Genomic DNA, 22,713 nt, shown 5'->3' with positions numbered 1-22,713 from the left:
GGCCGTCAAGACGGTAACAGTTGTATCAAATGTATCTTCCGGTTCAAACCTGCTTTTTCGTAGCGGGGTGAGCCGGAATTTTTGTGCTTTTGGTATATCTGATTTTTAATTCTGAAATGTTAACCCGCGTTACATTTCTTTAAATGGGAGATAAGTCTATAAAGGACAGACCCCAGGTATTTACTTTGATTAAAGGTTCAGACCCCTAAAGGTTAAAAAGATCAAGAATTTCATTTCCATTTTATGAAAGGATATTTTACGCTTCTGTTGCTATTGGTACTAAGTCTGGAAGCCCGTGCTCACCTGGGCAGTATTTCCGGTACGGTTTACGATCAGGTTAAGAAATTGCCTTTAAAGGGTGTTACGGTACAGCTTTCAGGTTTGGGTAGGGCAACTGTGACCAATGAGCTGGGCCAGTACCGGTTTGACGGGCTGGTGAACGCACACTATAAAGTAGAACTATCACATATCGGTTTCAGAGCACAGGTACTGGATGTTTCGGTGCAGGAAGACCGTACTGCTTTTCTTAAAACATTTCTGTCCAATGCCGACATTGAATTAAGCGAAGTGGTGGTTTCTTCTCAAAGGGCACATGACCAGCAGCTTATCACCAGTCTGGACATTAAACAAAGGCCTATCACCAATTCTCAGGAGATACTCCGGATGGTGCCCGGTTTGTTTATTGGCCAGCATGCCGGTGGAGGAAAAGCCGAGCAGATATTTCTGCGCGGTTTTGACCTGGATCACGGAACTGATATCCGTCTGACCGTAGATGGCATGCCGGTTAACATGGTGTCTCATGCGCATGGCCAGGGATACGCAGATCTCCATTTTGTAATCCCTGAGCTGGTACAGGGAGTTGACTTCAAGAAGGGGCCTTATCATACGGATAAGGGCAATTTCACTACTGCAGGCTGGGTTGATTTTCGCACCATAGATGCACTCGATCGCTCTTTTGTTAAACTGGAAGCAGGGCGTTATGATACTTTTCGGACGGTTGCCGGGATTGACCTGCTTGGGCAAAAGGGTAAGGACAGGAATCAATCGGCTTACGTGGCGTCAGAGTACTCATTTACCAATTCCTATTTCGATAATCCCCAGCACTTCAATCGCTGGAATATTTTCGCCAAATACCATGGTCATATCTCTCCCAATACCAACCTTACCCTGACGGGATCCTCGTTCCGGAGCCGATGGAACCACTCAGGGCAGATACCCGACCGCGCCTATGAAGCAGGGCAGATCGGTTTTTTCGGGTCTATTGATCCTTCCGAAGGAGGGGAAACCAGCCGCTCCAATTTGAATGCACAGCTTGTGACGGTCACACCGGGTAATTTTGTAGTGAAGAATCAGCTTTTCTACAGTAATTATAATTTTGAACTCTATTCCAACTTTACTTTTTTTCTGGAAGATTCCTTAAACGGAGACCAGATCAGACAGAAAGAAAGGCGGAATTTGTATGGTTACAACGGCAGTATCTCAAGGCAATACGATGCAGGCAAAACCCGCTGGACCACCACCTTGGGAGCGCAATACTGTCAGGATATCACATCTGACTCGGAGTTGTCGCATACCAAAGACAGGTCGGTAACGCTGGGCCGCCTTCAGTTGGGAGATATAAACGAGCTGAATGCGGCCATTTATGCCGATGAGCTGGTTCAGGTTTCGGATCGGTTTACGGTAAACGCAGGTCTGCGGCTGGATTATTTCCGGAGCCAGTATAAGGACAAGCTGGGGCAGCCTGTTACAACCAGGCATGCTACCGATGCCATCCTTTCTCCTAAATTAAATTTCTATTATACCTTCAGCCCTCGGTTGCAGCTATACCTTAACTCTGGAAAAGGATTTCATTCCAATGATACCAGAGTGGTGGTGCCGCAAGGCGGCAAACAAATATTGCCCGGGGCCTATGGTTCTGACCTGGGTATGATATTCAAGCCGTTTCCCAAAATGCTTATCAATGCAGCTGCGTGGTATTTGTGGTTGGCGCAGGAGTTTGTGTATGTAGGTGACGCCGGTGTGATAGAGCCAAGCGGCAAGTCAAAACGACAAGGGATCGACCTCTCGGTCCGTTACCAACTTACGCGCTCGCTCTATGCTGACGTAGACATCAGTTCGGCGAAACCCCGTGCGATAGGCGAGCGCGAGGGAATGAACTACCTGCCGCTGGCTCCGCTTTTTTGTTCTACAGGAGGGTTGTCACTACAGATGCCAAATGGTTTAAGCGGTTCATTACGTTACAGATATATGGCCAACCGCCCGGCAAATGAAGATAACTCCATTATTGCAAAAGGATATTTCGTGAGTGACCTTCAGGTTAATTATGGAAGAAAAAATTATAACATTGGCCTTTCAGTACAGAACCTGCTGAATACTAAATGGAAGGAAACCCAGTTTGCCACAGAAAGCAGGCTGAAAAATGAAGCGGAGCCGGTCAACGAAATTCATTTTACACCAGGTACCCCATTTTTCGCCAGACTAAGTCTGACACTGTTTTTTGGTAAATGACCTCAGTGAAGGATATTTTTTGTATTTCTCTGGTGATCAGTTGTTTTATTCTTGTAGCTGTGAGAGATACAAGGAGATACCTCAATGATATTTTTTTCGTTCGGGTCTTCTACATAACTATTGTCTCCCAAAGGGTTAAAACGCATTTCAATTGTGATCTCTGAAACTTACCGAATGTTAATTAAATGAAAACCCTGATCCAGGCCACCTGAAATTAAATATTTATCAGTAATTTAACTTGCGCAGACAGTCTTGCTGCTTTTCAGAGATGTCAAAACCGTTTCGGATGGAGTATTCAAATGAGATAATAGAGGAACTATTCCAGCGGTTCGGGCCTGTGATTGGTCCCGATTACTACAAATACAGAAATCATGTTTACCGGGTTTTCCTGAACTGCCTGCTGATAGATAGCGACAAGACCAACGAAGCTAAATATGCACTGGCGGCAGTTTTCCATGACATAGGCATCTGGACGGACCACACCATTGATTATCTCGATCCTTCAGTTGCACAAGCTAAAAGCTATCTGAACCAAGCGGGGCGGGCTGATCTCATCGAGGAGATATCTCTGATGATACACTGGCATCACAAAGTAAGTACCCACTACGGGAAGTATGAAAAAACCGTAGAAACCTTTAGGAAAGCCGATTGGATAGATGTTTCTCTCGGAGTACTTACTTTTGGTTTTGACAAACATATTATATCAGAAAACAGGAAAAAGCTGCCCAATGGAGGTTTTCATTGGTTTTTGATAAAAAAAACATCTGCCAACTTTCTCAGGCATCCGTTAAATCCGTTGCCGATGTTTACGAGATAACCTTTTGGTATTTCCGGGTTGGAAGTCCTAAAAGTCATTTATGGATTTCAGTACCTCTTCCAATTCGGAAATGGCGCTTGTCCTGCCCACCACGGTACCTTCCTTGTTCAATACCAGGTAGGTAGGAAACTGAAGGATATTGTACTTTGTATTCACCTCTCCTTCACCTCCTTCAAATTCCGAAAGCTGTGTCCAGTTCAGCTTGTGCGTTTCTATGGTTTTCAGCCATTTTTGTTTGTCATCGGCATTCTCGGCAGCAATTCCTATGATTGTGAGTTTGCCTGCATATTTTTCATTGATATTTTTGAGCGCAGGAATGGACTTTATACAGGGTGAGCACCAGTGCCCCCAGAAATCCAGCAGCACATATTTTCCTTTGAACGCCGACAACTGCACTTTTTGCCCTTTTGAATCCGTTAGGCTAAATGGAGGCGCTTTTCTGCCCACCACTGGCTGATTTCTTAAAGTTTCGAACCGTAGTGTGAGTTTTTTGCCATAATAGCTGTTTCGGACCTGGTTCGACAGATTTTCAAACATTTTTTCGTAATCATCAGCATATCGTTCGTCCCGGATCGTGAGCCAGTAGAGAAGGTAGGCACTCGGATAAACCGCCCGATTTTCCCGGATAAACTGCACGGTGGCTCTTCTCTTTTCTTCTTCAATGGCCGGTAATAGCGAATCGGGCTGGTTTTGTTTTTTATCCAGATAAAACCAGTTGATATTTTCCTGATACTTGTTATACATTGTGTTAAGAGCGCCGCCCTCGATGTGGAGCTGGTAGGGCTTTTCAATGTTCCCGGAAAGGCTGATATCTGTTGCTTCGTACCAGAAATGGGTATAACGGCCACCGGTGATATAGATGGAAATCAGGCCGTCATCACTTGGTTTGGGGAGGTACACAAACCGGTCATCGGAGGCAAAGACGGTGTCCGACTTTCCATTCCCGTTTTGAGAATAGCTAAAGATGACTGGCATACGGCCCAATCCCAGAATATGCCCCATAAGCTTATATTGCTGTGCGGTTACGCCGGACAGATTTGTAAGCATAAAAATAGGTAACAGAGAAAAAATAAGGAGTAGGTTGTTTCTCATAAAAGGAGGGCGTCGGCGCCCTTGAGGTCAAGGTTGCAAAGTGGAAATAAATATAATTAAATATCGGACACTTATCAATGCTGAATTCCTTTCAGAAGTATATCGAAGATGCTGATAACCCCATGACGCATAACGGCACGGCCCGAACTAATTCTGTTACAAAAGTACATCGTCTTGAATATCAGAAAAGTAGCTGTGAAGCTACTAAGTCATGGTCCTGCTTACTTTACCTTTTGATTGTAAACTGCCAAGCCGGCGTCAATCGTGCCCAGCCATTTTCTGCCTTTGCTGTCACGTGCCATTGCTGTAATAAGAGAACCGGATTCCGGTATGGCAAGACACTCCGCGTTTTTATCCCCGAAAACCGATAATGTCAGACCACCTACCCATATTTTATCCCCTTCTGTCAGAATTGTTTTCAGGCCGTGGGCTTTTTCAGGCCGTGGAATCTCCTCCCAGTTTTCACCGCTTATACGGACCACACTTTTGACCGACGTACCGCTCAATACAGCCAGCAGTGCATTATTTTTATCAATGGCCAGCGCGTATGGGAATGCAGAAGGGTATCCTTTATGATCCAGGCGCTGGTGAGTCCAGCTACCGTTATCATACTTTTTGATACTGCCTATAAACGCAAACTGATTAAATGTCCCGAGCCAGAGCTTTCCGTCCTTGTCGGTAACCATGGAAACGATCAGGTTGTCGCCTATTTCGATTTTCTCCCAATGGCTGGTATCATCCACTTTAACGAGTTCAGCTTCTGTACCAATCCATGTGATTTTACGTATGCTGTCGCGTGTGATACAGCTGATTCCGTCGTTGGTCAGGACACTATTGGTATGGTCATATACCTTCCATACCGTTCCATCAAATTTTACAAGTCCTTTGTCGGTACCTGCCCAAACCGTACCGTTGTCCTCCACCGCGACGGCACGCACCATGCCGGATGGCAGCGGTGAATTGCTATTGTCATAAATTGTCCAGTTTTCTCCGTCGATCTTCACCAGGCCGTTTGCGGTTCCCACCCATTTTACATCGTTTTTGCTGATCGCAAGCGCATTGATCTGGTTGTCCGGCAATTTGGAGTTGGAAATGTTGCGGATGATCCACTCCGCTTCGGGCTCGTCGGGTTTTCCGGTTGAAGCGTTTGTGAGAGGCTCATCGTGGCTGCATCCGGATGCGAGCAGCAGTACAGCCAAAGAGGCCACATGGAAGGTGAATTTCATACTGATTTTAAAAATATGGCTAACAGATTGATCCAAAAATAGTTGCACACGGGAGAGGTTTCCAACAGACATCTTTTGGATTGTATATAATGTAGGCTGGACCCGGCTTTTCCGTTTTTGAATTGATATTAACACATCATAACTTCCTGATGCGCAGACGGGCCGGAAGGTTGTAATGGAATGAAATTTTTCGGGTTTAATCTATTCAACGGTACGATTGTGTCCGTGGTGAAGAATTTATTAAATGGAAGAATTACCAGCGCTTTACGAATGCTTGGCCTGTCCAAACTCACTGATGTAAATTTTGATCAGGAGCATAAAGTAACTGATCAGAAGCGGGCCAAAAATAAATCCCCAGAAACCAAAAAGTTTCAACCCGACGATCAGTCCCAGAATGGTGGTCACGGGATGGACGTCCCCTATCTTTTTTAGAAAAGTGATTCTGGCTAGGTAATCCACATTCCCGGTGATCACGAGACTATAAATGGCCAGGCCGATGGCCTGTCCGTTTTCTCCTGATGAAAAAAGAAAGATGACCACGGGCAACCATATCACGGCGGTTCCGACAATTGGGAAAAATGAAAACAAGCCGGTAACAAAACCAAGCAGTACGAAATCTTTCACGCCAAAAATCCAGTATCCAATCACCGCACAGGCTCCCTGAATGATGGATACCAGTGGTATGCCCAGCGCATTGGCTTTCACCATCATTGTGGTTTCATGTGAGAGCAAATCTATATTCTCCTTTCTGAGTGGTATGTAGCGGGGAATTATTTTTTCAATTTCAACACCGTTGACAAACATAAAAAAGGAAAGAAACAGGATCATGATCAGGTTGCCAAGTAGGGTAGCGGAGCTGTTCAGTACCATGGGGATAAGCCCGGTTGCCTTCTTCTGCAAATCTGAAATGGTACTTTTTGAAAGAATATCTTTTCCGGTCCAATCTTTAATTTGGGCAGAAACAGCTTCCAGCGCATGATTGATCTGGGCGGGATCCTGAATGAATTTCTGAATTTTGGAGAATAAAAGTTGTGCTGAGAAATAGATTGGTGTAACGATACAAATCATGAAGGCAGTCATGAAGAGCAGGGCGGTGAGGCTTTTATTCCATGATTTCCGGAGGGTGAGGAACTTGTACCAATGCCTGCCCAGAATGTATAAGGTTAATGCGCCCAGAAAGCCAGGAAAGAAAACGTACAGTTGCTGAAAAAGCAGAATGGCTAAGGCGGTTACAAGTATCAGGAAAAATATTTGTCGGATCTGATTGTGGAAGACGGACATAAAAGTGGTTTTCTTTTAGAGTGGCAATCTTAAATGTTCTCAGGAGCTGATTTTTGCAATGGGTATGGCCGAGTCAATGATCTGTTTTTACCATTCATTTTTACCTTACACCCGGCTAAGTATCTGAAAGGTGTAAAAACATCCCCAGACAAAAAAGAAATGTCCGATGAAAATGTGAAGAAAATAGGCTTTGGGATTAACATCAGGAGGGCACAGGCGTAAACGAAATGCCGTGTACCAGATTCCAATAGCTGCCACCCCGCTGATAAACCCAAAAACGATTCCTGAAAAATAATTGGGATAACCAATTCCTTTTTTCCAAAGCAGGAAAAAGATTGTCATGAATAGTATTCCCATCAGATAATGAATGAGGATACCACTGATGGAAGTCAGCGTTTTTCTGGACAAGCGTGACGGCTCGTTTGCAGCAGGACGGGTATCTGTTACCATTTTTCCCAGAATTTTGGTGGTACGGAACATTTTATCCGTTGCAAAACCAACCAGAAGCAGATACGCTGTCATCAGCGTAGTCCCTGCAATTCCGCTTGTTATGATCATGGGTACGGTTAGCAGCCAGTTTTCATTAAGCATATGTTCCATTTTCGTTCTGTATGGTTACACACTTTTCCTGAAAAACACATGCCAGCAGGCTTCAGTCGTTGAAAGAAGCCATACCTGAGACAAAAACGGGTACGATCATTTTGTCTGGGCCGGTACCTTTTCCATATCCCGGCTCTTTTGTTGTCGTCGTGTTAGTATGGAGAAAGCTGGTAGCGGTGTCTCTTTGGCCCGTGCCTGAATCCCGGAGGTTGCTGTTTAGCTCTTTTTGGTAAACATTTCTCGCAGGGATCGGGCAGAATTAGCCAAAAAACTGCGGCTTAGCATGGCAATCATACAAACGGTAACGAAAATAAAAACAGCCTTCCAGATATAAGAAAAGCCAATGAAGGTTTCAGCACCCATCCTGGCAATTTCGTAACGTAATCCAAAACGCTCTGCAATAGCAAAATTTTTGCCAAATGGCAGGGCTGTGTGGTATTTGATTTCGGTGACTGGCTTGCCATTTTTGTCAATGTAGCCATATTTATTGTTCAGCCTCACCATAGAGATACCCTGGCTGAAGTAGGATGCAAACTGGTAGATCAGCGGAGTAGTGAATTTTCCAGTCGTATCAATATGTCCGAATTTTCCGTTAATGGCCACCGCAGACCGGTTCTCGGCCGTAAATGCCGTAGCCTGGTCAAACAGATGAGGAATGATCATTTCTCCCTTTTTATTCATACAGCCCCATTTGTTATTTCTTTTAACCCAATAGCGGCCATAAGAAGCCTTACGGGTATCCGAAAAATAAAATGGGATAACCACCTCACCCGTGGCCAGGCTGATAAACCCAAACTTACCGCCGTAACGAGCCCGTTCAAGCCCTTGTCCGGAAAACTCATGTTTCGTGTCAAGTTCATCAATTACAGCGGGAGTTTTGAGGATGAAGTTTTTATCGATTACCCCATATTTCCCGTTGTAGTAGAACCTGAAAATCGCTTCCCCTTTTTTGATATCTTTTTGGGTGTATTTGCTGAAATTCCAGTTGAGTACGGTGAGGTTGCCATCTACCCACCAGATAAAATCCTCCTTGCAGTCGTGCCCGCAAACGTAATCCGTATTCACTTTTTCAATCAGAAAGTCATTTGGGAATAGCTCCACAGGTAACCGGTAAAGTTCGTTCCCGGCGGTATCCAGGTACGAAAGCCCGTATTGTTTACCGGCCGGATATATCACACCCGTTTTCCCGTTCACGAATTTCTCGGCTCCGAAATAAATCGGTGGAATAACTACTTTCCCTTTTTTATTAATGAAACCATGCATGCCTATATCACCATTATGGTTTTCAAATGGGACAAATTCGGCCAGCCCATGTGAAAATTCCCCGATATCCCTGTAAGCGGGTGTGAGCTTTTTTCCATTCAGGTCCGTGAGGTAAGTGCTGTAAATGAGGCAACGGCGCTCCGTTTTTTTTACCACAAAAACGTCTCCGTATTGTTTGTACTCTGTGTAATTTTTGAGCCATGGATGCACAGTTTCCGCATCCTTTTCAGCGGCGGCATCAGCATGGAATACATTCAGGAGCAGAAGAAAAACGAGGTAAGGTACTGATCGGGATAAGGAGATCATAACAAATGTCAGTCGTTCAATAAAAGCGCTTGGTCTGTTGCAAATGGGTGGACGTGGTATAGAGACTTGCGAAAGATATTAAAATGGAGGTCAATAATTGGTCCAGCGGGGTAAAAAATTGAGCTTTTCCCCAATATGAGCATTTTTTAGCGGCCCAGTTGCCAGAACGGAACCATTCTTCGCTCCGAAAACCCCAGGAGCTGATAAACCCGCTGTGCCCTGGTATTGCCAGCCGCAAAATGTAAAAAAGGAATGGAACCGGAGTCAAGATTTTGGGTAACCAGGTGATGCACCAATTGTTGGGCAAATCCTCTGCCGGTGAACTGAGGGTGGGTACAAACAGCGCTGATCTCCGTAAAACCACTTATTTTCAGACGCTCTCCTGCAATGGCTACAAGTTCGTTGCCAAGCCTGATGCCGTAATAGTTTCCCAGCAAGGGCGTGTTCCTGTAAAAGTAGCCCGGCTGGACCAGGTTGACCAGGCCGAGCATGGCGTCATGATCGTTTTCGGTCAGCGGAACAATATCAAAGCCTGTTTTGGGGGGATGGCCCGATACTTTCGGGCAGATCATCTGCACACAGTTGAGCTGCTGCCAAATTTTCCATCCCGGGGGCAGTGGGGCAGGAGTACCTACAAGAAATACCTTTTCACCTTCGGAAATCCAGGCTTCTGCCTCACAGAGATCGGCTGAGCCAGGATTCTGACAGCCAATCAATTGCAACACATCCACCGGATACCTTTGGATCGTTTCTGTCCCGGATGCAAAGTTGCTGTGTACGGTCTGGAGAGCATTCCAGACAGGGTTATCTAAAATTTTGTAATCCTGATGATGCATAGGATCGCTGTCAGACGATAAATAGTGTACAGCGCTAATGAATAAATTTTCATAAATTTAAAGGAAAAAAGGATTCATCAAAAGGCAATCAGGATTACTGCACGACTGGGTTAAGGTTTATTCATCACAGGATTTACTTTTTAATACCGGAAATACCCCAGTCGTTTTTCTTTTATATTTAAAAATCCTTCCTTACGAATTCCGAGAGAAATCCCATTGGTGTTGGCATACAACTTGCCTATATCTGTCGCCAGTACCCCCCTTAAAGTAGTACCTCCCAGGAAATATAAATAGACCTGAACAGACAAGGCGGCTGAAAACTGCCGGGGAGTACCATCAAACGGAACATCGTAAGTGCCATAATTTTCGGAATAGGAAAATTTACCAGACCAGTTGATACGGTCCAGAAATGTACCTTTTAATCCCAGGTGCCAAACAGATATCCTGTTGTTATTGGTGAAAAAATCACTGTGATTTGGCCAGCGTTCTCTGGTGTCGGATGCCGATGATATAAAGGGGGTCCCAATGGTACGACCTTGATATGACCAACCGTCTCTGACCTGGGCATTATTGAAATAATCGTCCTTCCCGCGGATTTGCGGATTTAAATTGGCAATAGGGCCACCCTGGCTTTTGGTACAGAGAAACTCTAAAACAGCTTCGTTAATTTGAAATACAGCGTTTGGATTGGACTTCTTTTTAATTCGGATTCCGTTTAATCCATCACTGATATTATTTAAATAGTATAGAGAGCCATCTTCATATATATTCTGACGATAAATCAGCAAACTGGTATTTTTAATTTTGGTCTCAATGGCCAGATCAATTGATCCTAAATGATTGCCTATTCTGTTGGAAAAATCAAAATGCGTTAACCCATTTATTTTGGGATGTGGTTTACCGGTAATTACATAAAAGTAACTTTTCAGGCTGTTGGGCATCTGGCCTTCAATTGTCTGGTATGGGCTTCTTCCTCCCCATTGTACCTGATGATTGAAACCGGCATATATCTGAAACCAGGTTTTCTCATTTCCTAATTTTATGTAAAGTGCTTTCTGGTGAAGTTTTAATTTGCTGGTAATCTGCCGGTTTCTTTCAAACATTCCTTCCGAATAAAAGGCATTAAAAGAGATCAGTCGGAATGTAAAAGGGATAGGGATAAACTGTGTGGTGCCCAGCTGAATTTTGGGTATCGGCAAGGTATTGCCAGACCAGGCATAAGACCCGGTCCCTATGGTAGAATCCGCAATGCCAACCCATTGTTTTTTACGTCCTGCATACAATTCCCAGTTCTTTCTTTTGAGGGAAGCAAACAGTTGAGGCAATAAAATTTTAGTGTTTTCGGAGTAATTGGTCACCGCTTCAATTCCTCCGCCAATTTTCCAGTTCTTTGGATTGAATCCGGCTTTTTCATAATGAATTACAGACAGATGCAGCGCTGCGGCTGGTCCCTGAGTTGGGGTAATTCCGAACTGATTGGTGTACATCCAGAAAGGTAATCGTTTTTGGCTACTTGCGTAAGTTTGTATTTCGATAAAGCTGGAAGTAGAGTCGGAGGGGATCATTTCCTGTGAAAAACAGGGGAATGACGAACACAGCCAGGCAATGCCCAGCTTATAAAAAGCTTTCATAAAATAGTGTGTGTGAGAGGTAGGAATTTTTAAATGAAAATACTGCTTCGTATTTTCCTAAGTGTAGCCAAGAGGCTTACGTATAGATCAGGTGTTGATCGGGCATATAAAAGTAGGTTAAGTTTTACAAAAACGCTGACAAGTGAAGTATAATTTATTGAAACTTTTATGTAAATTAATATAAATAAGATAATAATAACAAAATTTAAAATGGAATAAATTTGAATATACTTTTAGTGCGTTTATTATTAATAGAAAATTACATGATTATGTTGATATATATTTTCTAATTTGTGTGTAGAATGTGTTTTACTCTAAAATAATTTTAGTCTCAAATAATGAGATTTATATGATATCAATTTTACGATTTTTGAGTTATTGCTAAAATTCAGGAATGAAGAAAAGGGGCTTCCGGTGAGTTACTCTCCCGAGCAGACTTTTGAGAAGGGGAAGAACAAGACAGCCGCCGAGGTGGCCCGGTTGTGACCTAACAGGTCAGAAAACTTCGGACCAGCAGGAACGTCGGCAGCCACAACATCGTCCCTACAGCACCGCCCGCACCATGCGATACTTAGCTTCTATCAAGATACCCTCCAGGGATTTTTTAGTGAATTTGTAACCGTTTGAGGAATTTTTGGACGAGATGTTCCGTAATTTTTATATATTCCGATAAAATCTCAAATGGTTATATTTTAAACTGAGAAATATTGGTTTAGCCGTAGATAAACTGAGAATATGACCTGTAGGGACATATGTTGTTTGTTGGGCTATGGGAGAAAAATGAATTAAAATGCGAACGAAAAACCGAAGTATTGCTGTTAAGCGCAAAATAATCACAATTTAACCAGCAATAAGTAAATAGATTTTACCCCCTGAGCGCTTCTATACTTTTATTAACAATTTGGACACATTATAAACCTTTACCGCCATGAGCAACAACTACATTCTTCACAGAGCAAACAGCCACGAATACAGACACTTTCTGATTCCGCACCGGTAGCGTGACGGTTTGCGTATTTCTCCGTCGCTATTGCTGACCGCAGGAAATATGAACGGCTGAATGAACTTTGGTTTACTGAAATGAAAGGGGTTTGCCCCTTATCAAGTATTCTGTGCTCTAACTGCACACATTTCGGTACGTCTGAGCACCTCATTTGCTGCGTCAACTCAATCAATGTCACCACCTAAACTCCCTTTCGATCATATGGATAAAAAAAGTTAAGGACCTTCGTCAATTTCTGATAGCTAATTAGTATTCACCTACCTTAAAATTTCTCAAATGAAGAAACAAACTCTATTAATTTTATTTTGCTGCCTATTTTTCAATCTGGCAGCTAAAGCGCAGCTCGCGGTCTCCGGTAAGGTTACCGACGCCTCTGGAGCTGTATTGCCAGGGGTTAGTGTAGTCGTTAAGGAAACCACCACCGGAACCGTGACCAATGCCGATGGCGTCTTTACCATTCCCAACGTTCCCAGCGCCAGCTCGGTACTCGTATTCTCCTATATCGGTTACACTACTCAGGAAACGGTGGTAGGAAACAGAAGGATTATTGATATCAAATTAGCGGCAGGGGACAACCAGCTTAGTGAAGTAGTCGTTATCGGGTACGGTACCGTAAAACGGAGTACACTTACCGGCTCGGTTTCACAGGTGGATTCCAAAACGATTTCGGTACAGGCTAACTCAACAGTTACAAGAGCCCTGGAAGGGGTTGTGCCGGGTATCCAGGTAGCTGCCATTGACGGACAACCCGGGCTCGACATGGGAATTCGTTTGCGTGGTGCAGGTTCTACGAGTCAAAACAGCTCCAACGCCCTGATCGTCATTGACGGCGTACCAACCGAATATCCCAATGCACTTGCCTCCATTAACCCTAAGGATATCGAAAGCATCAGTGTTTTGAAAGACGCGGCTTCAACGGCGGTATATGGTTCGCGCGGAGCGAACGGTGTTGTGCTGGTGACTACTAAAAAAGGGTCGAAAGGGAAAATGAACATTTCGCTGGAAACAAGAGCAGGATTCAACTATCTTGGCGGATTGCGCTTTGACCTGATCGACAACGCCAAGGATATTTACGAACACTCCTGGCTGGCCATCTACAACTCTGCAAGGTATGGTGTGAATGGCGGGTCGTCTACTGACGGCAAGTTTACCACCAACGTCCAGAACCCGAATATGTCGCACGAGGCTGCAGCGGAGTTCGCCAGTGCGCATTTGTTCGACTACACCGGTTCGAGGACAAACTTTGGGATGAACCAACTGGGCAACTATATGTTGTATGAGGTGCCCGGCGCCGTGTATACCACCACAGGTAGTGGCACGAATGCCAGTGCAACCATGTCAGGAGCCTATCTGATCGACCCTGCTACCGGTAAGCTCAATCCGAACGCAAGACAACTTTACGAAGCAGGGTCATACAAAGATTACTTCTTCGAAAAAATGTTCCGTCAGGAGCATACGGTATCGGCCAGCGGCGGAACCGACAAGATGGATTATTTTGCTTCGGTGGGTATGCTGGAAGATCCTTCCTATATCAGGGGCTCTTCGTTCAAGCGTTACAATGCGCGTACAAATGTGAATGCGCAACTCACCAATTGGCTTAAAATAGGTACGAATGTGGGATACAGCTACCGGAACACCCAATCTCCTGCCACCCGTTTCGGTCGGAACCCGGGTACTGTTCAGCAAAATGTTTTCAGATGGGCCAACGGACAAAACCAGCTCGTACCATTGTTTGCAAGGGACCTGCAGGGTAACATCAGGAAAAATCCGGATGGCTCAGATATGGTCTCCGACAATAACAATGATACCTATTCGCCCCTTGGTGTAACAGCAACCTCGCCTAACGGAACCACCAGTGCTCCGCTCTACACCACCAACCTGATTCAGCTTCTGGATAAAGATATTGACCGTCGTGAATCGCACGATCTGAACCTGAAAGGGTACCTCACCATAAATTTCCTGAAGGATTTCAGTTTTACCACCAACATTTCGTATGACAGGTTTTCTGAAATACGGACACGCTACGGTACACCGGAAACAGGTGCAGTGGTGGGTGTGGGCGCCATCGGTAAATATTACGCGAACACCGGCGTTTTCAATACGCAGCAGCTGCTGAACTGGAACAAGGAATTTGGCCGTCATTCTATTACCGCGCTGGCAGCACATGAATTCTATCAGTACAAGAGTGATCTGCTGAACTTTGCCTCTGCTTACTCCCTGATCAACGGATTTACCGGAGCGGGTAACTTCACAAGCCGCTACAATACGCAGAATGCACCATTCGGTACACCTGGGTATGGAGGAGACCTAACGGCTATGGACAGCTATTTTGGCCGCGCGGTGTACAACTATAACGATAAGTACTTCGTGGAAGGCTCTCTGCGCAGAGACGGTTCTTCAAAATTCAGGTACAAAGAAAACCGCTGGGGAACATTCTGGTCTGTTGGTGGAGGATGGCGCATTTCTCAGGAGAAATTTATGCAGAGCATTAGCGAGGTGGTCAACGACCTGAAAATCAGAGCCAGCTACGGGGTGATCGGAAACCAGAGCGGGATCAGTAACTATTCAGGTTACCAGTTGTGGAGCTATGGTGCCACCTACACCAGCTCAACAGGTGGAACAGGGGTTCCGGCAACCTTCACGCTTTCACAAGGTGCGGCCGTTAACGACAAACTCACCTGGGAGAATACGCATACGCTGGATGCCGGGATAGATTTCACGATGTGGAACAGAAGACTGAGCGGTACCATTGATGTTTATAACAAAAACACGGTTAACTCCGTTTTTGCGCAGCCGCTTCCTACTTCAATGGGGCAGACATCACTTACATTGAACAGCGCGGAAATTGTTAACCGCGGTGTGGAAGTTGCTTTAAATATCAAACTGATCCAGACCAAAGACATTAACTGGAGCGTTGCGTTGAACGGTACACATTACCGCACCATTCTGACCAAATTCCCCAAGAGTGTAGGATCACCAGCGCTCGGAGGCAGATTTACAGGTTCAATTGACGGATGGGGTATTGCCAATGGAGGCGCCACCAATAGTGGCCAGATCATGTACCTGCGTGGAGAGAAAATGGATTACTATAATCTTTATCTGTACAAATACGCTGGTGTAGACCAAAATACAGGTTTGCCTATGTTTAATCATACGGTAACGCAGAGAGATCTGGATGCAAGCCGGTTCCCAGGAAGTAAAATCGGTGACATTGTAAGTACAACCAATTATACACTGGCCGACCGTTACGAAATGGGCAGCGCTATTCCCAAACTGATCGGTGGTTTTTCAACTTCTTTTCAGTTCAGAAACTTTGACTTTACCGCCATACTGGCCTATCAGCTGGGCGGAAAATTCCTGAGCGTGGAATATGCCAACCACCTGTACAGATCAGGAAACATCGGAAATGCCTTGTCGAAGGAAGTATTGGGGAATACCTGGACACCTGAAAACCGGGACGCTAAATTCCCGATGGCTTTCTACGGAGATACTTTCTACACCGGCGGTTCTACTTTTGGCTCGTGGCAATACACAGATCTTGCCTTGTTCAGCGCGTCGTATCTGAACGTTAAAAACCTGACCCTGGGTTATACGCTCAGCAACTCTATCCTTGAGAAAATCAAAGCTAAAACGCTGAGAGTCTATGCCTCTGCTGATAATCTTGCCATGATTACCAGCCACTCAGGAATTGACCCGCGGATGTCATTGGTAGGTGGTATGGAAGTGGGTGCTGCGGTATATCTCCCTATGAGCACTTTCTCAGTGGGTCTTAATGTAAACTTCTAATTTAGTCGAGCTATGAGCATTACAAAAAAATATATAACAGGTCTGGCAGTTTCTGGTTTGCTGCTTTTTTCAGGGTGTGCGGATAAGCTGGAAGTTGAGCCTCCACAAAATATTACGGATAAGCAGATAGCGGAACTGCTCGCATCGGGCGATGATGCCAAGATCAGGATCGTGATGGGCGGGATGGCAAACGCGATGCCTCTGCTGTTCAATAACGTAGGTGCCACAGGAGCGGGTAGTGCAGATATGTACTACTCTAATCAGGGGCTTGACGTTAACCGGAGCATTGAGGGGAATGACATCATCCTGGGAGACCAGGAGGGGCTTAACGTCCTTTCAGGCGCAGTTGAGTATCAGCTGGGGGACTTTATCGCTGCGGCCAATACCAAGAACTTTGCCTACTGGAAATATGGATGGTACTGTATCACGGCAGCTAACCAGATGCTGAACTACCTGCCGGATGAAACAATTGCGGGGAATAACTTCCTGAAGGAATGTAAGGCCAGGGGCCTGTTTGCAAGAGCCTACGGCTACAACTACCTCATGGAAAATTACCAGAATGCTTTTCTGCAGGGAGGTAACACCAAGCTTGGTCTGCCGTTGTATGACAGGTTTCAGCCGACCCAGCCTAACAAAGCGCGCTCCTCTTCGGTAGAAACGTACGCTTTCATCAAAAATGATCTGAACCGTGCCATTGCATTGTTCAAAGAAGCTGGTGTAGGTTATACGGCTGATCTGACGGATATCGACCTTGCGGTTGCCAATTTCCTGCTGGCCCGTATATCATTATGGACCGGCGACTGGGCGACGGCAATCAGTGCCTCCAGCGAGATACTTGCCAAATATCCTACGCTATTGAGCCAGGATCAATACGGCGGCAAGAATACCGGTACTGCTACAGATCCTATCTACAGGCCGGAGACCAATGGTTTCCTGAATAATGCACAGAATCCCGAAGTGATTCTGGGATTTGCCCTGGGGATTGCCAACCCTTATTTCCTGGCTTACATGAACCCTTTCGGAAAGGACAACGGGGGTGTAGGACGTGCTTACAAGAGAATAGACAACCGCTTGTATGAGAAAATAGCACCAGACGATTTTCGTCAGGATGCTTTCTCACTACCAGCGATCGGCAACTATTCGTACCCGCCAAATAATACGGTTGCGTTTATTCCATCCTATACCAACCTGAAATTCGCTGCGACGCACGGGTTGAACAGCACCAATAAAATTGATGTAGGTGCGTCAACGGCTTACTACATGCGTACTTCGGAAGTGTTACTGATGAAAGCCGAAGCGGAAGCCCAGTCTGGAGCAGACGCGGCAGCCAAGGCAACACTCGACAAGCTGCTGGCAGCGCGCACAAGAAAAGGAGCAACGCCGCTGACCACTGCAACTTATCCTTCTATGCAGGGGTTGACAACCCTGCAGATGGTTCAGCTGCAGACCCGTATCGAAATGTGGGGCGAAGGCGGCCGCGAATTTTACAACAACAAGCGCTGGAACATCCCTGTTGACAGGACCAGCTCCGCCAACCACGTGACAAAAGCCAGCTACCCGGTATCCAGTATGACTCTTCAGATTCCGGAGGACGAGATTTTGTACAATCCTTTGGCAGTGCAAAACTGATAAGCTTACGGCAATAACAGGTTGTCCGGACAAGCGGACAAGTTTTAAACTGATCCCAGTCGCTTAGGTGGCTGGGATTTTTGTTTGCAACAATAGGCCGGTGCTGGTGTGCGCAGGAGCTATATGAAATTGTCTCTATTTAGAGCCGGAAAAGGAATTATCCGTTTTTTTGTAAAAAATTGAATGGAAGATGATCAGAATTTCGACCTTACCGCTTATTGAAGATGACACGCAGTTTTATGCTGCTAAACTGATATTACTGGTAGACGTATTATATATTGGAGATGCCCCCAGACAAATGCGGGAATATATCAAGGCCAGCCATGGCGGTTTTGTTTTTGAAAAGAAAACCTACATGCCCATTACGCTGACCGGTCATCCCGAAAGCCTGCTGGCCAATGCTGAAAAAGGGATTCATTTCAAGTTTGACAGAGGCTTTGAAAATGTATATACGCTAAACGGCAATGTCGATTATGCGATCTGGCATAAACGGCTTTACGATCTTTCGGCCTATATTGGTCAGCAGCAGATAGCATTTGAGCAGGAGGTGGATTTTATCATTCAGAGGTATCTGACAGGTTACAGAGAATATCCCAAAGCACCGGGGAAACTTCTGGAAGTTCCCCAGAGCACGCCTGCTATCGGTACCCGTGCCATGAGGGGATTTAAACCGCTAGCGAAGCGTTAACCTTCTTGCAATATACCTTGAGTTGATTATGGAGTTTTACATTTTATCAGGATATACTGAAGTTTACCATGTCTGCCAAAAGCGGTAATTTGAGTGTATTTTTGGTAATTGTCCCAGCGCTTGAGGTTTCCGTCGTGAAATGTAGGAGAGATGTTTTCTTTTAACCCCAATACTCCCAGAATTTCTGTATCGTCAAAGCTGAAATCCGAAAGTTGGTTAATGGTGATTCTGTCGGCGATATCATTTATAAAAATGATATCAATTTTACCGTCCTTGTAGGTCAGTGTGGGACATTTTTCACAACCGGCTTTTTCGTCGCGATAATAGCTGTTCAGTTTCCCCGCTCCAATAATCGCCGCTACTTCTTCCTGACTTCTGAATGCTATTTTTTCAAGATCCAGCTCCACCACAACCTGCGCATTTTCGCCGGTATCACGAATGAGGAAGATTTTTATGAAAATAGCGATCAGGATAATAATAAATGCAATAAATTTCCAATTGGCCCATTTGCTTTTCAGTGTAGCGGAATTCATGAGGATGGTTTGATTTTTTATAGAATGAAACATTCACCTGAATCGCTATGAATATCATGCCAACGATTGAAGGGAATGGAGATAAACGCAAACGAACCGTGTCATTTAAAGCGAAGGAAATGGAAGTTGATGTAACCGCATATAAGGACCTGGGCCTGGCGGAGGCCACCGCTGTGCAAAACAGGTTAAGAGAGAAACTGGACCTTTCACCGCTCCAGAGGCCCGTCAGGGTTATTGCAGGGGCTGATATTTCTCTGGATCTTTACAGCGAAGTGGTATATGCCGGTATCGTTCTGCTGAATTACAATGATTTACAACCTTTTGCCTATTCCCTTGTGAAGGGGCGTACATCATTTCCTTATGTTCCGGGTTTTCTGGCGTTCCGGGAAATACCTGCAATCCTGGAAGCCTTTCACCAGCTGCCCGTAAAGCCCGACCTGATCATGTTTGACGGAAACGGGATTCTGCATGCCCGTAGAATGGGAATCGCCTCACATTTTGGTGTGCTCACGCAAACTGTTACAATGGGTTGTGCCAAGAAAAAACTGGCAGGGAAATTTGCCGAGCCTGGTGCAAACAAAGGGGATTATTCACCTGTTATTGATAAAAATGAAACAATCGGTTATGCGCTGCGTAGTAAAAACAATGTGAAGCCCATCTTTATTTCACCTGGGAATGCTATGAGTTTGACTGATAGCCTGGCTATTACCATGCGTTGCCTCGGCAAGTACCGCCTCCCTGAGCCCACCCGGCAGGCGCATGAGTTTGTAAACCGGTTCCGTACAGGGGCGTTATCGGAAGGGTATCATGAAATGGTACAGATGCGTTTGTTTTAAAGTACGCTCAGTAGGATAAAGAGTGCCGCAATCAGGAAAGTGATCAGGCATATGAATTTTAGTGACCTTTTCCTGGTAAAATGGTGCAAACCTGTTACCAGAGCCGCACAGATAAGCCCAGTGGCCACAAAGTAGCCGAAGGGTAAGTTTGGATTGTCATAATAATGCTCAGTCATTTTCCGGCCTCCGTTAAACAGGATATGGAAGTTCGTCATATCAAAAATGAACCTCCATTTTTGATCATGGGATCCGTGTGTTTTGCTGTTGTCGTTCATAGATAGTGTGTTTTATCGAAAGTGGCATTTGTTCCTTTATTTCAGATACTTCTCGTCGGGGATCAAAACCTTACTCTTTTTGTAAACCCTGGATTTATAACTTTCCGGAATATTTACGTCTCCGCCTGTATAAGCCGGAAGCTTAGGAAAAGGATAGATGGGCCGCTGAAAACGGATACCTTTTTGGGGATCGGCCGAATGGTATGCCGTGGCAATGAATTTTCCGGGTGCCATATCTTTTTCAACCCATTGGACAAGGGCCGTTAGAAAATCATGCTCACTGTCCTGCGGAACATTTGTTGAAAGGCTTTGGCCGCAGTCGTTAAGGCCTGGACCGTTGCCGCAATGAGCCATGCCGGGTACCAGGAAAAAGCGGAAAAAGTCCTCGGTATTGGCCCTCCCTCCCTGTGCTTTCACCACCCGTTCGTAATAATGTACTGCATCCTGATAAGGCACCAGCGGATCGGCTGTTCCGGCGTACATCAGTACTTTTCCTCCCCGTTTTTTCAGTGGTTCCAGGTCAGGGTTATTCGCGTTCAGGATAGGAGCCAGAAGCGTATCCATCCTGTCCTGACCTTTGTCAAAATCGAACGCAGTATAGTCAAAATATTTTCCGAATGCCCATTTATACTGATAGAAAAGGGATGCAGGTGCCTGGTTAGGGTTTTGCTGATAATCCAGGCCCGCTGGTGAATTTTCGCTTCCCAGCGGAATGGGTGTATAAATTCGCTGGCCCGTCCTGGGATTAACAGGACCGGCATATATTTGCTTCAGCGCGGCAAGCTGAGCAGCTGTGAGGCAATTACCGTTATCCGTACCCCCTTGGCATTTGGGAAGTGTTTCAGGATCAAAGTGGCAAGCGCTCGGGTCCGTCAGAAAATTATCACCTGGGGCTCCGCCGTCTTTTCCGGCACAGGCCTTCACAACCGCTTTGCTTACCATGTCAATTTTTTCCTTTGGTAACAATGCGCTTCCCGGTATCTGGTTGGTAACCTTATAGATCCACACAAATCCTGTATGCAGGTGCGTACGGTTGTTAGCAGGTGCCCCTGCCAGAATACCGTCGTAATCTTCCGGATAACGCTGAGCTTCCATCAGTGCCTGTTGCCCTCCTGTTGAGCAACCGGCAAAGTAGGTGTGATGAGCGGCTTTTCCGTAGTAGACTCTGGTAATTTCTTTCGCAGCAATCGTCATTTCGTGCGTGGCCCTATGCCCGAAATCGGCCCATCTTTCTGGCTTCCCCACCATTTCATTGGCCCCAGGTGAAGTTCCCATATCCGTGTTGGTTGTGGCAAATCCACGTTTCAGGCCGTTGGCAAGGCCTCCGTAGGATATCCCTCCCGCACCACCACCGTTTCCGGTACCGAGTAATCTTTCATTCCAACTGTTTTGTGGAAGCCAAACTTCAATTCTGATATAGGAAGCCGGAGTGGGTTTCAAAGTGGCAGCCACACGGCAAAAAGCGGGCAGCCCTGAAATGGACTGCGTGTTTCCCGGCGGCGAGAAGGTTCCCTCGGTTATGCATTCAGCGGCAGTAATGGTAACTCCCGGTAATTGTATATTCTTCAAATCCTGGCACAAACAGGCTGGAGTGGGAGGTACGGTGGTCTGCCCGTAAACGAACCTTCCTTCCCATAGGAAAAGTAAAATCAGTAAAAATCTGAGCGAACTCCGCATTACGAGCTTGTAAACAAAAATCATTGTAGAGATACCTTAAAATACATAAACAATCCTGATATCAAGTTCTTTTGGGTTTAATTCTACTAATGTCCGTGCGGTATTTCCGGTGTCTGGGTGGAGTGAAAGGTACGTGGAAAAATCTACTGGGGTGCCTGTGCTTCATAGTGTCTGATTTGTTGAAAAATTCCCCGTGTAACCACCGGGGTGTTACCTGTCCTGAACTTGTATGTCGGTCAGGTTAAATCTAAGTTTTAGTGCTAATTTGCTATTATTCAGTGATTTATGTTTTGTTTTGGATGCTGTTAGCAGGAAATGGGTTGATGGCGTGTTTAAAGTTTTCCCGACGGGTATTTCTGGAATGAAATTTTTAAATGCCTCATTTTCAATCATCATACCACAATAATGAAACAGCTGGTTTTGCCAACGGACGATGCGCGCATCACCTTCACCGATTTTCAGGGAGTATCCCGGAAAGGAATGTACAAGGAGGAATCAAACGGTTATGTAGAAATATCCGAAGTAGCCATGCCGGAAGAATGCGGGTTTTTATACCCTGTAAATGAAATTGCTTCCTGGGAATACACTGCGGAAGACGATATGGACCTGACCAGATTTATATTATGACGTTCAGGTTCATTTATCCCCGATCCGTCTCGCCTGCTCATTTTTCGGTCTGGGGTATGTCCTTTTGATAAATTTCGAATAAAGATTATTATTATTCAG

General features: G+C 45.4%; 17 protein-coding genes. 7 read left to right on the top strand and 10 right to left on the bottom strand.

Annotation, left to right across the window (positions count from 1 at the left end; all coding sequences use genetic code 11):
* Positions 1–243 precede the first annotated feature (243 nt).
* Together KOE27_RS28700 and KOE27_RS28695 are read left to right on the top strand one after the other, a co-directional pair.
* Positions 244–2,508 (top strand): TonB-dependent receptor, encoded by a 2,265-nt coding sequence (locus KOE27_RS28700; protein WP_215242279.1) that lies wholly within the window; start codon positions 244–246, stop codon positions 2,506–2,508.
* Positions 2,509–2,794: 286 nt separating this feature from the next.
* Positions 2,795–3,325 carry an HD domain-containing protein gene (locus KOE27_RS28695; protein ID WP_215242278.1) on the top strand — a complete coding sequence of 177 codons (531 nt, stop codon included), beginning with the start codon at positions 2,795–2,797 and terminating at the stop codon, positions 3,323–3,325.
* 27 nt (positions 3,326–3,352) lie between these two features.
* On the opposite strand, the gene KOE27_RS28690 is transcribed toward KOE27_RS28695, so the two are convergent.
* From KOE27_RS28690 to KOE27_RS28660, 7 genes are all read right to left on the bottom strand, one after another.
* Complete coding sequence (locus KOE27_RS28690; protein ID WP_215242277.1) at positions 3,353–4,372, bottom strand: peroxiredoxin family protein; 1,020 nt, start codon at positions 4,370–4,372, stop codon at positions 3,353–3,355.
* 266 nt (positions 4,373–4,638) lie between these two features.
* Positions 4,639–5,643 (bottom strand): ligand-binding sensor domain-containing protein, encoded by a 1,005-nt coding sequence (locus KOE27_RS28685; RefSeq protein ID WP_215242276.1) that lies wholly within the window; start codon positions 5,641–5,643, stop codon positions 4,639–4,641.
* A gap of 264 nt (positions 5,644–5,907) precedes the next feature.
* Positions 5,908–6,924 carry an AI-2E family transporter gene (locus tag KOE27_RS28680; RefSeq protein WP_215242275.1) on the bottom strand — a complete coding sequence of 339 codons (1,017 nt, stop codon included), beginning with the start codon at positions 6,922–6,924 and terminating at the stop codon, positions 5,908–5,910.
* A gap of 105 nt (positions 6,925–7,029) precedes the next feature.
* On the bottom strand, positions 7,030–7,524 hold the full coding sequence (locus KOE27_RS28675) for a hypothetical protein (RefSeq protein ID WP_215242274.1): 495 nt from the start codon (positions 7,522–7,524) through the stop codon (positions 7,030–7,032).
* 216 nt (positions 7,525–7,740) lie between these two features.
* The gene (locus KOE27_RS28670) at positions 7,741–9,093 is read right to left on the bottom strand and encodes a WG repeat-containing protein (protein WP_215242273.1); all 1,353 of its coding nucleotides are present in this window, start codon (positions 9,091–9,093) and stop codon (positions 7,741–7,743) included.
* A 146-nt stretch (positions 9,094–9,239) separates the two neighbouring features.
* Positions 9,240–9,929 carry a GNAT family N-acetyltransferase gene (locus tag KOE27_RS28665; protein ID WP_215242272.1) on the bottom strand — a complete coding sequence of 230 codons (690 nt, stop codon included), beginning with the start codon at positions 9,927–9,929 and terminating at the stop codon, positions 9,240–9,242.
* Positions 9,930–10,069: 140 nt separating this feature from the next.
* Positions 10,070–11,560, bottom strand: a complete 1,491-nt coding sequence (locus tag KOE27_RS28660; RefSeq protein WP_229253036.1) for a capsule assembly Wzi family protein — start codon at positions 11,558–11,560, stop codon at positions 10,070–10,072.
* 1,279 nt (positions 11,561–12,839) lie between these two features.
* Here KOE27_RS28660 and KOE27_RS28655 point away from each other — a divergent pair.
* From KOE27_RS28655 to KOE27_RS28645, 3 genes are all read left to right on the top strand, one after another.
* Positions 12,840–16,349 (top strand): SusC/RagA family TonB-linked outer membrane protein, encoded by a 3,510-nt coding sequence (locus KOE27_RS28655; protein ID WP_215242271.1) that lies wholly within the window; start codon positions 12,840–12,842, stop codon positions 16,347–16,349.
* A gap of 12 nt (positions 16,350–16,361) precedes the next feature.
* Positions 16,362–17,978, top strand: a complete 1,617-nt coding sequence (locus tag KOE27_RS28650) for a RagB/SusD family nutrient uptake outer membrane protein (protein WP_215242270.1) — start codon at positions 16,362–16,364, stop codon at positions 17,976–17,978.
* A gap of 190 nt (positions 17,979–18,168) precedes the next feature.
* Positions 18,169–18,666 (top strand): hypothetical protein, encoded by a 498-nt coding sequence (locus KOE27_RS28645; RefSeq protein WP_215242269.1) that lies wholly within the window; start codon positions 18,169–18,171, stop codon positions 18,664–18,666.
* A 26-nt stretch (positions 18,667–18,692) separates the two neighbouring features.
* Here the strand turns inward: KOE27_RS28645 and KOE27_RS28640 are convergent, their stop codons facing one another.
* Positions 18,693–19,199 carry a hypothetical protein gene (locus KOE27_RS28640; protein WP_229253035.1) on the bottom strand — a complete coding sequence of 169 codons (507 nt, stop codon included), beginning with the start codon at positions 19,197–19,199 and terminating at the stop codon, positions 18,693–18,695.
* A 47-nt stretch (positions 19,200–19,246) separates the two neighbouring features.
* Here KOE27_RS28640 and nfi point away from each other — a divergent pair, with 47 nt between their 5' ends.
* Entirely contained in the window at positions 19,247–20,035 is a 789-nt protein-coding gene (gene nfi, locus KOE27_RS28635; RefSeq protein WP_229253034.1) for a deoxyribonuclease V, read from the top strand.
* Here the strand turns inward: nfi and KOE27_RS28630 are convergent.
* Positions 20,032–20,310 (bottom strand): hypothetical protein, encoded by a 279-nt coding sequence (locus KOE27_RS28630; protein ID WP_215242267.1) that lies wholly within the window; start codon positions 20,308–20,310, stop codon positions 20,032–20,034. The genes nfi and KOE27_RS28630 overlap by 4 nt on opposite strands.
* A 36-nt stretch (positions 20,311–20,346) precedes the next feature.
* Positions 20,347–22,011: a tannase/feruloyl esterase family alpha/beta hydrolase gene (locus tag KOE27_RS28625; RefSeq protein ID WP_229253033.1), complete on the bottom strand. Its 1,665-nt coding sequence runs from the start codon at positions 22,009–22,011 to the stop codon at positions 20,347–20,349.
* A 381-nt stretch (positions 22,012–22,392) separates the two neighbouring features.
* Here KOE27_RS28625 and KOE27_RS28620 point away from each other — a divergent pair, with 381 nt between their 5' ends.
* Positions 22,393–22,614, top strand: a complete 222-nt coding sequence (locus KOE27_RS28620; RefSeq protein WP_215242266.1) for a hypothetical protein — start codon at positions 22,393–22,395, stop codon at positions 22,612–22,614.
* Positions 22,615–22,713 lie beyond the last annotated feature (99 nt).

Source organism: Dyadobacter sp. CECT 9275 (assembly GCF_907164905.1).
Classification (GTDB): Bacteria; Bacteroidota; Bacteroidia; order Cytophagales; family Spirosomataceae; genus Dyadobacter; species Dyadobacter helix.
The sequence above is the reverse complement of the archived record's forward strand: the minus strand, read 5'-3'. Positions and strand labels throughout refer to the sequence as shown.

Coding starts and splice junctions, on each gene's coding strand:
- KOE27_RS28630 (WP_215242267.1), bottom strand. CDS start 20,310: ATGAACGACAACAGCAAAACACACGGATCCCATGATCAAAAATGGAGG.
- KOE27_RS28675 (WP_215242274.1), bottom strand. CDS start 7,524: ATGGAACATATGCTTAATGAAAACTGGCTGCTAACCGTACCCATGATC.
- KOE27_RS28685 (WP_215242276.1), bottom strand. CDS start 5,643: ATGAAATTCACCTTCCATGTGGCCTCTTTGGCTGTACTGCTGCTCGCA.
- KOE27_RS28650 (WP_215242270.1), top strand. CDS start 16,362: ATGAGCATTACAAAAAAATATATAACAGGTCTGGCAGTTTCTGGTTTG.
- KOE27_RS28655 (WP_215242271.1), top strand. CDS start 12,840: ATGAAGAAACAAACTCTATTAATTTTATTTTGCTGCCTATTTTTCAAT.
- nfi (WP_229253034.1), top strand. CDS start 19,247: ATGAATATCATGCCAACGATTGAAGGGAATGGAGATAAACGCAAACGA.
- KOE27_RS28660 (WP_229253036.1), bottom strand. CDS start 11,560: ATGAAAGCTTTTTATAAGCTGGGCATTGCCTGGCTGTGTTCGTCATTC.
- KOE27_RS28665 (WP_215242272.1), bottom strand. CDS start 9,929: ATGCATCATCAGGATTACAAAATTTTAGATAACCCTGTCTGGAATGCT.
- KOE27_RS28695 (WP_215242278.1), top strand. CDS start 2,795: ATGGAGTATTCAAATGAGATAATAGAGGAACTATTCCAGCGGTTCGGG.
- KOE27_RS28625 (WP_229253033.1), bottom strand. CDS start 22,011: ATGATTTTTGTTTACAAGCTCGTAATGCGGAGTTCGCTCAGATTTTTA.
- KOE27_RS28690 (WP_215242277.1), bottom strand. CDS start 4,372: ATGCTTACAAATCTGTCCGGCGTAACCGCACAGCAATATAAGCTTATG.
- KOE27_RS28620 (WP_215242266.1), top strand. CDS start 22,393: ATGAAACAGCTGGTTTTGCCAACGGACGATGCGCGCATCACCTTCACC.
- KOE27_RS28645 (WP_215242269.1), top strand. CDS start 18,169: ATGATCAGAATTTCGACCTTACCGCTTATTGAAGATGACACGCAGTTT.
- KOE27_RS28700 (WP_215242279.1), top strand. CDS start 244: ATGAAAGGATATTTTACGCTTCTGTTGCTATTGGTACTAAGTCTGGAA.
- KOE27_RS28670 (WP_215242273.1), bottom strand. CDS start 9,093: ATGATCTCCTTATCCCGATCAGTACCTTACCTCGTTTTTCTTCTGCTC.
- KOE27_RS28680 (WP_215242275.1), bottom strand. CDS start 6,924: ATGTCCGTCTTCCACAATCAGATCCGACAAATATTTTTCCTGATACTT.
- KOE27_RS28640 (WP_229253035.1), bottom strand. CDS start 19,199: ATGAATTCCGCTACACTGAAAAGCAAATGGGCCAATTGGAAATTTATT.